Annotated in this window: 11 protein-coding genes; 7 read left to right on the top strand and 4 right to left on the bottom strand. The window is 67.1% G+C overall.

Annotated elements, in window-relative coordinates; genetic code table 11:
* The first annotated feature begins 273 nt into the window (after positions 1 to 273).
* Positions 274 to 459, top strand: coding sequence for a hypothetical protein (locus D7X30_RS21355; RefSeq protein ID WP_120564804.1), 186 nt, complete (start codon positions 274 to 276; stop codon positions 457 to 459).
* A 94-nt stretch (positions 460 to 553) separates the two neighbouring features.
* Here D7X30_RS21355 and D7X30_RS21360 read toward each other — a convergent pair whose 3' ends face one another.
* Together D7X30_RS21360 and D7X30_RS21365 are read right to left on the bottom strand one after the other, a co-directional pair.
* Positions 554 to 3295, bottom strand: a complete 2742-nt coding sequence (locus D7X30_RS21360) for a hypothetical protein (protein WP_147443264.1) — start codon at positions 3293 to 3295, stop codon at positions 554 to 556.
* A 348-nt stretch (positions 3296 to 3643) separates the two neighbouring features.
* Positions 3644 to 4240: a macro domain-containing protein gene (locus D7X30_RS21365; RefSeq protein WP_120564806.1), complete on the bottom strand. Its 597-nt coding sequence runs from the start codon at positions 4238 to 4240 to the stop codon at positions 3644 to 3646.
* Between the two features lie 99 nt (positions 4241 to 4339).
* On the opposite strand from D7X30_RS21365, the gene D7X30_RS21370 reads away from it, so the two are divergent.
* A complete protein-coding gene (locus tag D7X30_RS21370; protein ID WP_120564807.1) occupies positions 4340 to 5065 on the top strand; it encodes a S9 family peptidase in 726 nt (241 codons plus the stop codon).
* On the opposite strand, the gene D7X30_RS21375 is transcribed toward D7X30_RS21370, so the two are convergent.
* Entirely contained in the window at positions 5052 to 6173 is a 1122-nt protein-coding gene (locus D7X30_RS21375; RefSeq protein WP_147443265.1) for a hypothetical protein, read from the bottom strand. The genes D7X30_RS21370 and D7X30_RS21375 overlap by 14 nt on opposite strands.
* Positions 6174 to 6268: 95 nt before the next feature.
* Between D7X30_RS21375 and D7X30_RS42005 the strand changes: the two genes are divergently transcribed.
* The 4 genes from D7X30_RS42005 to D7X30_RS41695 all read left to right on the top strand — a co-directional run bounded on the left by D7X30_RS42005 (position 6269) and on the right by D7X30_RS41695 (position 9584).
* Positions 6269 to 6424 (top strand): hypothetical protein, encoded by a 156-nt coding sequence (locus D7X30_RS42005; protein WP_158619317.1) that lies wholly within the window; start codon positions 6269 to 6271, stop codon positions 6422 to 6424.
* Positions 6425 to 6514: 90 nt separating this feature from the next.
* Positions 6515 to 7279, top strand: coding sequence for a hypothetical protein (locus tag D7X30_RS21380; RefSeq protein ID WP_233591696.1), 765 nt, complete (start codon positions 6515 to 6517; stop codon positions 7277 to 7279).
* Positions 7280 to 7304: 25 nt separating this feature from the next.
* Complete coding sequence (locus D7X30_RS21385) at positions 7305 to 8069, top strand: hypothetical protein (protein ID WP_120564810.1); 765 nt, start codon at positions 7305 to 7307, stop codon at positions 8067 to 8069.
* A gap of 843 nt (positions 8070 to 8912) precedes the next feature.
* A complete protein-coding gene (locus D7X30_RS41695) occupies positions 8913 to 9584 on the top strand; it encodes a hypothetical protein (protein WP_147443266.1) in 672 nt (223 codons plus the stop codon).
* A gap of 1239 nt (positions 9585 to 10823) precedes the next feature.
* Here the strand turns inward: D7X30_RS41695 and D7X30_RS21395 are convergent.
* Positions 10824 to 11603 carry a carboxypeptidase-like regulatory domain-containing protein gene (locus tag D7X30_RS21395; RefSeq protein WP_120564812.1) on the bottom strand — a complete coding sequence of 260 codons (780 nt, stop codon included), beginning with the start codon at positions 11601 to 11603 and terminating at the stop codon, positions 10824 to 10826.
* Positions 11604 to 11854: 251 nt separating this feature from the next.
* On the opposite strand from D7X30_RS21395, the gene D7X30_RS21400 reads away from it, so the two are divergent.
* On the top strand, positions 11855 to 12751 hold the full coding sequence (locus tag D7X30_RS21400; RefSeq protein WP_120564813.1) for a sugar phosphate isomerase/epimerase: 897 nt from the start codon (positions 11855 to 11857) through the stop codon (positions 12749 to 12751).
* Positions 12752 to 13489: the final 738 nt, after the last annotated feature.

Here is a 13489-nt window from a genome sequence, read left to right on the forward strand (position 1 = left end):
GAGGCCTACGAAGAGGTGCTCTCCCCGGAGATGACCTGTGAGAACGCCGTGTTGGGCCTCCCTGGCGAGCATCCCCCTGGACCGTGTGGGCTCGCCTGGCGTGCTTCGACTCCCGGGCTCCGTGGAGCTGGGCACCGGCAAGCGCCTGTCCGTGGGGGGTGAGCAGGTGTTCATCCCCCGCGTCCATCATCCCGCCATCGACACGCGGTAGGTCCCGGGGACACCGGAGCACCCCAGCTTCGCGCGCGCTTCACCTACCAGGGGAAGCCCCACGTGCTGGAGTCCGCCTTCCAGTCGGACGAGCCCATGCGCTTCGAATACCGGGGCGTGTCGACGGGACTCCCCAGGGAGTTCTCGAAGTATCCCGCCGCCTTCGGAGGAACCCTGGACATGGCCGCCACGAGCATGCGGCTCAGCATCCAGCAGAGTGGTGACCTGTTCACCGGGCTGCGCCGGTAGAGACGCGCCTGGGAGCGCCGGGCCGCGTGGCAGCGGCAGCAAGGTCAAACGCTGCCACGCGGAGCCACGCGCGTGATTCACCCAGACGCGACGCTCACGGGGTGAAGACCCCCGTCACGCTCATCGCGTGCGCCTCCGGGTAGCTGGACCGGAAGGGGTGGCCCTGGAAGTCGGCGTTACCGGAGGAGCGGGCCTCGATGATGGCGTAGTAGGACTTGCCCGCCGCCAGGACGCCGGGGGGCAGCCGCAGCGACGTGCCCGCCGTGTCCAGCTGTGCCACCGGCCCGCCCGCGCTCTGCGACGTGCGCCCCTGGGCGTTCACGAAGACCTCGTAGACGCGGAGACGGTAGTGGGTCGCGGTGCCCACGGAGGGCTCCGTCCAGGCAAGGCGCGGCGTCAGCCCCACGCCCGTCAGGTTCCCGGACGCGGCCTGCCCCGCCAGCGTCGCCAGGCGCGGCGGACTCAGCCGGGGCACGATCGCGCCCACCAGGAACGCGGGCATGACGTCGTTGTACCCCACCGTGAGACGCAAGGTCAGCGCCTGGGTCGCGCCCGGCGCCATCAGCGCCACGTTGAAAGCCGTGAAGACCATCCCCGCTTGCTTGAGCTCCGGATAGGGATCGCCATAGACGAACGAATAGACGCGATGTGGGCTTCCCGCCGGCAGCACGCAGGTCAGCAGGTCCGGCGCCAGCGCGTAGCCTCCTCGCGTGCGGTCAGGCACCGCGATGAAGTACAGGTTGTGCCGGGACACGGTGGCACTGGGGTGCACCTCGGTGCGCAGCGCTTCGAAGTCCGGGGAGTGCAGGTTCAGCGTGAGCGAAATGTCCTGCGGCACCGCGGTCATCGTGCCCGTGAAGCTCGCCGTGTTCCCCTGGGTGACCACCAGCGGCGCCTTGAAGGCACGGGTGGCCGCGTTGTAGGTGATTGGTGCCCCGTACGACGAATCGACCTTCGCGGTGAGCTGATGGAAGGTCACCTGGTCTCCCGCGCTGGCGTCCACCAGGACCGCATTATCCATGCCCGAATATTTCAGCGTCTGGGTCCACCGCTGGGCCCCCGCGCTGAGCGGCGTCCCCGACTGCACGAGACTGCTCGTGTCACCGGCGTAGAGCGCCGTGCCCGGGGAGTAGATCTCCATGAAGTCAGTCCCCTGCCACGGCGCCAGGCCCTGGAGGTCCACGGAGAGGAACGTGCTCGTGTTCGCGGCCACCGGGTCCGGACGCCCCTGGATGTCGACGCCCAGGTCCGGAGCGCGCGAGGACGTCACCACGTACGCGCCGCCCACCCGCAGGGTGTAGGGCCCCTGGGGGACGCCCGGGATCGTGAACGTGCCATCCGCCGCGCTCGTACCGGGGTAGAGCAGAAACGTGCCGTCGCCCTGCTCCACCATCGCCTCCACCAACACACCGGACAGGTTCTGTCCCCGCGTCACGGACGCGTTCCCGGTGGTGAAGTAGCGGTTGTTCACCGCGCCATGCAGCGCCGTGGCGCACGCGGGGCCCGTCCAGGTCAGGGAGAAGGTCCGCAGCGCCTCCAGGCCTTCCGCGTCCGTCACCCGGGCGCGCACCACCGGCGTCGCCTGCGCGTCGATGCACGCGGGGGCCGTCCAGGTGACGTCGCTGCCATCGGCGGTGGAGACCGGTGTGCCCAGGGTGCCCACCGGCGCCTCCCAGGCGAAGCCCAGGGCGGTGCCTTCCGGGTCCATGGCGCGGACGGTGAAATGCACCGTGCTGCCCGGGCCCACGGTGGTGGCGGACTGGGACGCGTCAGTGATGCGCGGCGGCGCGTTGGGTGACACCGGCGCGCCCACGCAGATGCCCAGATGTCCCAGGCCCTGGCCGCCGCGGCCGTCCGTCACTCGCACGGTGAGCTGGCAGTTGGCACAGGTGCTCTGCGCGGGCAGCGCCGTGGGGGTGAAGCGCGCGTTCGCGGTGCCCTCGTCCGTCCAGGTGCCCGTGCAGCTCGCGGTCCAGGCGTAGTGAAGGTTCGCCGCGGCGTCATCGCTGTCCACGCCCTGGGCGCTCACGCCAATGGACTGGTGGGGGACCACCTGCGTCGGGAAGCCGGTCAGCGACATAACCTGCGGCCAGGAGTTGAACTGCCCGGACACCTCCGCCCCGCCCGTGTCCGCGCCCTCCACGAGGATGGGGAAGCTCACCGCGGTGGACGCGCCCAGTGGATCCGCCACCGTCAGCGTCACCGTCTGCGAGCCCTCCTCCATGGGGGCCGTCCAACGCGAGGACAGCGCCGAGGGGGTGCTGAAGGAGCCTGCCGTCGCGGTCCACGCGTACGTGAGCACGTCCCCGGTGTTCGGGTCGGCGGCGGTGGCCCGCATGTCCACGAAGCCGCCCCTCTCCACGGACGAGCGCGACACCACCAGCGAGGTGATGACGGGGCCGGCGTTCTCGAACTCGGGAGGCGGGTCCACCTGCTGCAACAGGATGTTCACCTGGACCGTCTGGTTGGCGGTGATGGTGACGTCCGCCGCCTCGCCTCGGAAGAGGAGCCGCGCGTTCGTGTCATACGCGAAGGCCCGGAAGCGGCGCCCGGTGCCGGCGGGAAGCTGGCTCAAGAGGCCTGTCCACACCGAACCGTCCGGCGCGAGCTGCACGGTGAGCTCCGGCTGGCCCGGGCCATCCACCGTGAGGTCCACCCGCTGCACATCGGAGGCGCTCGCCCCCTGGTGCACGGCGACGACGAGGCGCGCGGCGCCCACGTCCTCGGGCTGGGGCTCGGAGGGAGCGGCCGCCTTCTGACAGCCGGCCAGGGTGAGCAACGCGGACACGACGACCAGGAACCGTCCCCACGCGGGAGGCGGAGCCTTGAATGGCATTTGAGGTGACATAGATGGATGAGTAGGAGTGAAGGGGTAATCCCGCGAAGCCTTCAATCCAGACAGGCGACGTTTTCGTCAATGAAACAAGCCAGCCCGTTGCATGGATCGAACAGCATGCTCACGCGGGTGCGGACCCTGCGTCTCCATACGATGCCACGATGCATGATTCCCCCTCTGGCGGAGGCGGCGAGGACCCGGAGGCCACGCATTCACCCCACACCCACGGCGCGTGTTCTAGCAAGCCATCTCAGACGGTCAATAGCCCCAGGAATCGCGGTCCGTCTGGCCTCACGGTGTCTCAAGCGACTCAAGCCATGGATTCACGCATTGGCGTTGAGCGGATGTCTATACGGAGCGCATCGCGCGGTGCACGAGGTGGATGTCCCGGAAGGACGGGATGCGCGCGGGGTCGAGGACGTGCATCAACGCCATCCGCATCTGGACGGCGCAGCGCCGGACATCCATCCCGCCAATGCCTGTGCCGAGCCCCGGGCAGACCAGGGTGCGGATGACCGGAGCGCCCACGGCCTGGTTGTGGCGCTTCACGGCGAGCAGGACGGCGCGGAACGCGAGATAGGCGTGTACCGTCTGCGCGACGCTCTCCGGGATGCGCATGGTCGGCGCGGCCACGAGAAACGGCCAGCGCGTGTCACCGGAGGGGACGACCACCGCGGCGCCGACGGGCAGTTCGCCGTGGTGCTCCGCCACGATGGCGCGCTGCACGGCCTCCTGGACCTGGAGGCCCAGGGTGTCGCGGATCGCCAGGTCCAGTCCGCCGTCCATGATGCCGAAGCTGTTGGCCGGACTGACCATGGCGTCCGCCGGGATGGCGAAGAAGTCCTCCTCCCGCACGGCGACGAAGTCGAACGGGTCGAAGGCTTCCGTCCAGGCCCGCACCAACTGCGGTGAGCGGTCGATGAGGTATATCTTCGCGGGGAGCATGGCCTGGGGTTTAGCACTTCGCAGTCAGTGCCCGCCCTGCGCTGTGATTCGAGGCACGTCCGTTCCAGGGCGCACGCCTCGTCACGAAGGAGTCGGGCCATGAGCCTCCACACGTCTCGCTTCGTCCTCGCCCAAGCCCCCGTGCTGGGCGTCCACCAGGGGTCGAGGCAAGAAGCGCTCCGCCGGGGCGTGGTCCTCTTCTTCCACGGACTGGGCGGGGGCAAGGAGGTCCACGAGCGCGAGCTGCGGCTCTTCGCGGACCAGGGGCTCTTCGCGGTGGGGGTGGACGCAGCGGGGCACGGTGAGCGCCGCTTCCCGGACTTCGACGCGCGCTTCGCCGAGGGGAACCCCCGCTGGATGGAGGAGTTCCTCGACGTGGTCGAGTCCACCGCGAGCGAGGTGCCCGCCCTGCTCGATGCGCTGGTGGGTGAGCACGGCGCCGACCCGGCTCGCCTGGGAATCGGCGGTGTCTCCCTGGGCGGCTACATCACCTACGCGGCGCTCGTGCGGGAGCAGCGGCTGCGCGCCGCCGTTCCGTTCCTCGGATCACCGGAGTGGGGCCTGCCCAGACCGGCCAGCCCGCACCGCCACCCGCAGCGCTTCTTCCCCACGGCCCTCTTCAGCCAGACCGGAGGGAAGGACGACGTGGTGCCTCCCGGCCCCGCGAAGGCGCTCCACGCGCAGCTGAAGCCCCTCTACGCCCAGGCCCCGGAGCGGCTGCGCCACCGCGAGTTCCCGGAGTCCAGCCACATGATGCGAGAAGCGGACTGGCAGGAGGCGACCCGCGACGCGGCGGACTGGCTGTCACGCTTCATCCTGCGCTGACGGCCGGAGCCGCGCCGCACGTGGCTTCGTACTCCTGGAGCTTGTGCTCGAAGCGCTCACGTTCGGGGGCGGGCCACTCGCCAGGCAGCTCCTCCACGGCCTGCCGTTGCGCGGCCAGTGCCTCGGGACACTGATGAAGCCCGAAGTGCGCGGCGGCGGCGGTCTCCAGCACGTAGGGATTGGGGTGTTCCCGTTGCGTGGAGTCATGCAGCGCGGGGCGGATGGCCGAAAGGGCAGCGGCGTACTGCCCCGCCTGGACCTGCCGCCACGCCTTTTCCGTGGCGATCCACCGGGCCCGGGGCGCCACCGCGTACGTCCGTTCGATGACCGCCGGATACTCCGGAGCCTGGGGTTCGTGCAGGGCGAGTTGCGCGGCCAGGTTGGTCCAGGCCGCCGGGCTCTCCGGGAAGCGGGACACCCTCAGCCGGGCCCATCCCATCTTCTGCTCCAGGGGCAGCTTGTATTTGTAATTCCCCCCTCTGCTGCACGTGACGGCGAACATGTACGTCGAGGCAAACCGGTGCCCGGCGAGCGTCGCGGGCCGGAAGGGATGCGCGCCCAGTTGCTCGATGAAGCTCCGTGAGAACTCACCCGCACCGTCTTCGATGACATCGCAGCCCCGCATCTGTCCGTTCGCGGCGATATGGCATTGGAGGATGACCACCGCGAACTCGACGCCCCCCGGCAGCCTCTTGACCTCCGGGTACCTCAACGGGTGGTCGCTGCGTTGGGGCCCCTGGAACTCCTTCTCCAGGTACGTGCATGCCGGCTCATGGCCCGCGTCACACGCGGCCCGCAGGTCCTCCAGGGCCCGGAGGACCTCGCCTTCCGTGGGCTTGCCCTTCAGGGTCTGGACGACCTCTGCGTGGACGAGCGCCGCCTGTCCGGCCTCCAGCTCCAGGGCGGGAGCACCGGTCGCCTCCTGACGGGGGACGGCATCCCCGAGGTTCTCCGCATCCAGGAGATACGAATAGGAGGCCTTGTGCCGCAGGTAGGCCTCCATCGCCAGGGCCAGGTGACCGTGGTTCGCGTTGGGAGGAGGAAGACCGTAGTGGCTGCATCCGGACAACAGCCCCAGCATTGAAAGAATGACAAAGCACCCGCGCATGGCCGCGCAATCTAGACGTGCCCTTGTCCTGACGGGAATCGCCGCCCGGTGTGGGGAGTCGCACCGGGAGAACGGGCTGCGTCAGCGCGGCGGGGATGGCGGTCCACATCCACTCGTTCGAAGGCCCGGGTGCGTACTACGAGACCGCCGGAGCCGACCCGCTGCTCTTGGGTGTCTGGGAAGCCCCCAGGCTGGAGGATGCCTCGCTGGGAATCCGTGGCGGCATGACTCGCCTGTCAGCCATCCGCTGACCGCGGTGGCGCACCGCCTCCCCGCATCCTGCGCATAGCCACCCTGGCATGGTGGTTGCGTATGGGGTGTGCCACCACGACGGGGACCCCATGCCGCCACGTTTCATCTGCCTGCTCATGTTGTCGCTGGCCCTCCCTGGCGCTTCCGCCAGCGCCGGGGAGCCGGCGCCCGTGCCTCCTCCGGCATCGGTCCCGGGTTGGTTCGAGAACCCCACCCGCACGCGTGGGCTGCTCGGTTCAACGGCGCTGCCGCTGCATGCGGGAGAGGGCTTCGTCGGACAACAGGCGCTCCTCGCCACCGTCGCGGAGGTGGGCCTGAGCGAGCGCGTGTCCGTGAACGTGGCCACGGCCGGTTTCATCTATTCGATGGGCCGTGCCTTCGACGACGTCCCCTTCAGCCTCATCGGGGGCATCAAGGTTTCGCAGCCGGTGTCAGAGCGGCTGCACCTGGCGTTCGGCGTCGAGGGCGGCAGCTTCGACACCGGCCAATATCTGTTGGACACGCTCAACGCCATCTCGGTCTACGGCATCCTCACCTATGGGACGCCCGACGCCCATGTGTCGCTCACGGTCCGGCCCTTCTTCGCCTGGGGGACCTACCACTCCGGCAGCCTGATGGTCCTGCCCATGCTGGGCGGCTTCGTCCGGCTGGGAGAACGCTGGGGCCTCGCGGGGGAGGTCGCGCTCTCACCGGTCGATGGCATCAGCGGCACGTTTGGCTTCGCGACGGCGGGCGCGCGGTTCATGGGGCGCCAGTGGTCCCTGGACCTGGGGCTCCTCGCCGAGCAGCAATGGAAGGACACGGACAAACCCTCCGTGCTTCCCGGGTTCTCGTTCCTGTTTCACTGGCGCTGAGCCAGCAGCGCACCGAGGGGAAATCATGGCACCACGTTTCATCTGCTTGCTCATGTTGTCGCTGGCCCTCCCTGGCGCCTCCGCCAGCGCCGGGGAGCCCGTCGAGGAATCCTCCCAGGGCGCTGAGTCCGCCGGAGGCTGGTTCGAGAATCCCACCCGCACGCGCGGACTGCTCGGTTCAACGGCGCTGCCGCTGCATGCGGGAGAGGGCTTCGTCGGACAGCAGGCGTTCTTCTTCACCGTCGCGGAGGTGGGCCTGAGCGAGCGCGTGTCCGTACACCTGGCCACGGCCGCCCCGTTCCAGCTGGTGTACACCGACACGTCCTTCAGCCTCATGGGGGGCATCAAGGTGAGCACGCCGCTCACCGAAAAGCTGCATCTGGCGTTCGGTGCGCAGGGCGGCTCCTACGACAGCGACTTCCCGGGCTCGGGGGGGCTCCACAACGCCGTCGCCGCCTACGGAACCCTCACCTATGGGACGGCCGACGCGAACCTCTCCCTCACGGTCCAGCCCATCTACATCTGGGAGCGGGGCAGGAGCGGGAGCGTGATGGTGCTGCCCATGGTGGGAGGCTTCCTGCGCGTCGGGGAGCACTGGGGCTTCGCGGGGGAAATCGCCATCTCACCGGTGCGCGCCATCGCCGACGCGTTCGCCTTCGCGACGGCGGGCGCGCGGTTCATGGGGCCGCGGTGGTCCGTGGACCTGGGTGTCCTCGCCGGAACGCAATTGCAGCACCAGGACACCCCCGCCATCGCTCCTGGAGCGACCTTCCTGTATCACTGGCGCTGAGACGTGAAGACAGAGGCGTCCCAGGTCGCGGCGAAACCAGCGCTTGGCTTTCACAGCGCTCCACCTCTGCTTTCGTGGGCGGCGGCAATGCCTCGAAGCGCACACCGCCTTCGCGTGGAACGAAAACGCCATCCAGCACTAGCCCCTGGCCCGGATTGTCAAACCTACTCGGTCAGATGAATCGGGAGAGGCAGCCCCGTATTGATGGAGCATGACGCCCGCTCAACTGCACAAGCTCGACCGACAGCTCTCCGAGCACATGGAGTCGATAACCGTAGGAATGGGGCGCACGGAGCGACGGCGTGCCTTAAGCGGCTACGTCACAGGACTACTGGGAACTGGAGGTATCCAGGAAGCCGGTGCTGCGCGGGCTTGCGGCTTTCGCCACGCCGGCCAGCTACTCGGGGAAGAAGTCATGATGCCCACGCCGAATTTCTACTAGCTCGGACTATCAACGAAGTAGTCGTGACAGTCCAGGTGAGAGCTTCAAGGGGGACGCTACCGTCAGCGCATGGTAGCGGCTCCGAAGCGTGGAGTCGCCACCTCTTGCTGTGGGCCGCTTGCGCATGAATGGAGGAGGCGCAAATGTCCCACCGCTCATCAACTCATTTCGCACTGGTCTTGATCTTGTGAACTCGTGAAAGAATTGAATTCCTCGCACGAAACTCAGCGGGAGCCATTGCGCAGTGGTTGCCGGATGACCCATCTGGCGGGTCAAAACCACCTCTCCGGACGGACACGTCGTTCCGAGGAAATCTTGCTGTCATCGCATTCACAAGAGGGTTTTGGTTGCGCTATACCTATGCAGTGTTGAACAGCACTGTTCGATGACGAGGCCTAGTCGTGAGTCCGCTACAGACAGACAGTGGGAACCCCGAAAAGCAACCGGAGCCAAGCGGCGATTCATCGACTGAGGGAATGCAGGCTGTTGTAAGTGGTCTTGTCAACGCGGCAGATAGTTCAGCACTCGAAAAAAGCGCAGACGGGGCTGACTCGAAAGAGCCCAGTCTTCCTGAGATGAAGTCGGCACTGCTCTATGATGTAGCTGTGAAGCGTTTGGACTACCAAGACCGTACATTCGATGCCTTGAACACCAGGGCGGGCGCCGTCTTTGGTTTTTCAACATTTGTGCTATCTGGATGTGGCTTAATATTGGGTTATCTGGGGATATATCCGCGGCTTCGACTGCTTGTTGGAATGTGCTTTATCTTGACCTATGGGGTGATGGCGTACTCCTGTTGGCGAGCGTTCAGGGTGGAGGGTTTAAAGATTCTCCCGGATCCGTTTCCGCACTATCGAGACAGGCTTGATGATGCGTCCGACGCGGCCGTTCGCTATGAGCTTTTTGGCGGATATGTAAAGGCGTACCAAGAGAATGAAGGATTGGTGGAGATCAAGGCGCAGTCCCTTGCTCGTGCAATTCATGCCTTGACTGTATTGGTGTCACTGATGATTGCGGGTGCTGCAAGCCCTGATGTATATTTATTCATGCAGTGGATTTTTGCCAAGCCTTAAGCACTGGCGGGCAATGCGGAGGGGATATGGCTGGTTCTGAATCAGGCAGCGGTAAAAGCACAGGCACACCTGCTCAGAGTGGGCAGAAGCAGCCGCAGCAGCCAGAGCGGCCTCTTGGGGGGACTCCGGGACTCATCAAGAAGAGTCAGGATGAAGTTGGAAGCCCTGGTGGGCGGCCTCTGGGCGGTTACAGGCCTGATACGAAGAAGTAAGCGTTCGGCGACATGGCCACTAAGAAACCAGACGTCAAACAGGCGCTCCCCCCTGGTGTTCCGACGTCATCCAAGGGAAATGGACCTGGAGTTCGTCAACTCGGAGGCCAACCTGGTTCGGTGAAGAAGCGTGCGGAAGCGAGGAATGACGGGAAGTCGCCCCCCAAGCCTAATTCGCAAGTTGTACCGCCGACGAAGAAAAAGTAGACGAGCCGAGATCGACTGGGCCCTCCTCCATGTCGTGGTGGAGGGCTTGGTAGTGTTGCGAAGTCTCCGTCCCTTTCGCGAACTCCCAGGCGGTGGCTCCTGCGGGGCGCAGTCACCGGTCACGATACTGGGCGGCGAACATCACGGACACGCGAACCTGATGCCAACTGGGGGCGACGTGCAGGCGGTGCGGAGGAGCGTAGCTGGCAGGGCTGTGAAGCCCTGCGACTTCCACAGTGACGACGAGTGCGTTCACCTGCCGTGCCCAGCAGATGCCTCTGTGCTAGGTCATCCCAACTAATTGCGTTCAGGGGTAGCAGCTCGGGTAGGCAATCTGTCGCAGCTACGGACACGGCGCAGCAAGTGGACTGCCGCGCCATAGAAGGAGTCGCGGTCGGGCGTCAGCATGCGGCTGAAGCAGGTGGACTTCAACTCCGCCCAGAAGCCCTCAATCCAGTTGAGGGTTTCGGAGGTGTAGCGCGGCAGACAGAAGACGCGCACGTTGGGCTTCGCGGCTTCAAGGCGGCCATCGAAGCGCGGCTGGTAAAGCAGCTGCCGTTGTCGAGCACCAGCACGATGCGGCGGCCCGTCCGCTTTGTGTGCTCCACCGGTCCGGGCAGCAGAGCGAGAAACAGAGCACTGGTGACGCTCTTGGGCTGGTGTGCGAAGCGGAAGTCGCCCGTCTGCCGCCGCGACGCATCATCCCCGCCAGAAAACGGCGCTCCCCGGCCGTCTGCTGCACCACCTGCGTGGGCTTCCTCCGGCGTATGCTGCTCACCACCGCCGCAGCCTCCCCCTGAACGGAATTACTTCGCTTGGCTTAGCGCAGCTCCAGCTGGGCGCAGTTGGTGCAGTGGCTCCAGCTGGAGTCCGCCTTGCTCTTGAAGTCGACGACCGCCACCTCCTTGAAGGGGCTGGTGTTGTCGTCGATGCGCAGGGTGACGGGCTTGCCGCCCAGGCGCACCTGCACCTTGTAGCGGCCGATGGGCACGTCCTTCATCGCCCCGTCCTTGTCGGGCTTGAGGCTGAGCTTCTTGCCCGCGCTGCCGTCGATGAGCGGGCCCACCGGCTCCAGCTGCACCTCCAGGTTCGGGTACTGGTCGTCGCGGAAGCTGGACTCGTAGGTGGTGACCACCTTCAGCGTGCCGCCGTAGAAGCCGCCGCCCTGCTCGTTGGGGATGGCGCCCGACAGCTTCCAGGAGAAGTTGCGCACGCCGCCGTCATTGCCCGCGACGAACTTGGGATTGTCCGGGTGCAGCGGCAGGGTGAAGGTGTCTCCGTTGTACTTGCGCTCCACCATCCCGAAGACGCGCCAGCCCCCGGGGCCGCACGACACCGAGTACTTGCCGGAGCCGTCCGTGAGCGCCTTCTTGTCGGTGTCGTCGTAGGTGGCGGTGGCGTGGTTCGTGTTGAGCGAGTCGTTGTGGTTGTAGACATCCAGGATGATCTTCGCCCCAGACAGCGGGCGGCCCTGGGTGTCCACCGCCTTGCCTTGGATGACGTGGGCCTTGGCCCCCTCGGCGGAGGCCTGGCTGCAGGCGCTCAGCCCCGAGGCCAGGGCGAGCAGCGTGGGGAGGGTGATGCGGCGCAGTGCGGTCATGGCTTTTTCTCCTCGGGCGGCCACGTGAACAACAACAACGGGGAATGAACTGTTTCAGCGACGGCCGGCTTCGCGGGCGCGGTCATCCTGCCCCAACCCGCCCCGGTTCGCGGCCCGGAAATGGCCGACGCTGGGGAGCTGTTGCACAAGCGCCACTGCCAGGAGGACGCGGTGGCGGGCCTCTGACTGCCCACCGGCTCGGCGCAGGGGGTCGAATTCCACGTCGGCGTGGGCCTTAATGCGGGCTCATCATGTCCGCACCTTTGTCCATGAAGTGGCTCGCGCCCGTGCTGCTCCTGGCCTTCGTGGGCTGCGCCGAGCCACGGCGCTCGGCTCCCATTGAGGCTCCGCTCGGTGCGTTCAACTTCACGCTGGAGTCGCGGCCGGTCGCCGCGCAGGTGGAGCTGCTCGACTCGCTCGGCTACTCCGGGGTGACGCTGTTCTGGCCGGGCCGCGAGGTCTTTGACAGCTTTGCCCGCCAGCCCGCGGTGGAGGCGGGGCGGGTGCGGCTTCCCGCCGTCCTCTTCGTCCTGCCCTTCGACACGGCCTGGGACCGCGAGGAGCTGAACGGGATCCTTGCGGCGCTCGCCCCCACGCGGACCGCGCTCTGGCTCATCCTGAGCGGGCCGCGGGACGCGAAGACGGCCATGGTCGCCTCGGTTCGTGACGTGGTGGACCTGGCCACCGCGCACGGCGTGGACGTCGTTCTGTACCCGCACGACGGCGAGTCCATCGAGAACGTCGAGGAGTCGCTCGCCCTGATGGCGGCGGTCGACCGTCCCCGCTTGAAGACCTCGCTCCACCTCTGCCACGAGCTCAGGGCGGGGAACCGCGACCGGCTGGAGGAGGTCATCACCGCCGCCGCCCCCCAGCTCGCCCTCGTGAGCATCCACGGCGCCGCGCGCGAGTTCGCTCCAAACGCCCCCACCTGGTCGGAGGTCATCCAGCCGCTCGACCGGGGCGATCTCGACGTGGGGACCGGCTACCTGCTCCCCTTGCGCCGGGCCGGCTACGAGGGCCCCGTGCTGCTCCACACCTTCGGCATCGAGGACCCGCCGGAGGAGCACTTCCACCGCTCGATGCAGAAGTGGCGTGAGCTGTCGCGCTCGGTGGCCGACGCGCTCGTGAAGCTGGAGGGTCCCGGCTGAGGAGAGAACCCGCTCAGGGCTCGCGGAAGCCGCCGCGCGCTCACTCGTTGGTGATGGGTCGCGCTCGGCTGCATCCCGGCCGAGCGCGCCGCGGCCCTCTCAAGGGCAGATCCAGCGCCTGTTCGAACAGCTGCAGGTAGCGGTCCTGCAAGTGCTTCCGTCGAACCAGGAGCATGCCGTCGTGCCGCCGCCATTCCCGCAGTTCGTGAAGTTCAGGGCGTCGCAATCCGGCGCGATACACGTACAGCTCCCGTCCGAGCACACCGCGGCCTCGGAGGTGCCCACGGGCGCATCTCCAGTCGTGGGGCTCGAGTCGGGAACCTCGCCACAGGCCACCAGCAGCAGACCGGACAGCAAGGACAGCAGCGCGGACTTCTTCATGTGGGTTCGCATGGCTTTACGCTCCTCATTCATGGAGTCATGACCTCGGCGGAGAGTCACGGCTTCGAAAGAGTGTACTGGCATTGCCCTGTCGTGGGAAACTTGCGGTGCCAATGCGTGACCAGTGTGGGAGGAATTGAGCCTGGGGCGCGTCCGCGTTCGCGCAGACGAGCTTCTCCCTCACCCCACCCTGCGCGCCGGGGCTCTGTGGCGCGTCGCGCCTGAGGGAGCGGCCATGAGGCCGGCGGGCGCGGTGTCCAGCAGCGGCATCGCGCTCGCGAACCCGAACCCGGCACGCCGGCCCTGGTACGCGGTCACCAACTTCGCGGCCGAGCCGTTCAACTACAGCGCCACCTT

Source organism: Corallococcus sp. AB011P (genome assembly GCF_003611605.1).
Taxonomy (GTDB): domain Bacteria; phylum Myxococcota; class Myxococcia; order Myxococcales; family Myxococcaceae; genus Corallococcus; species Corallococcus coralloides.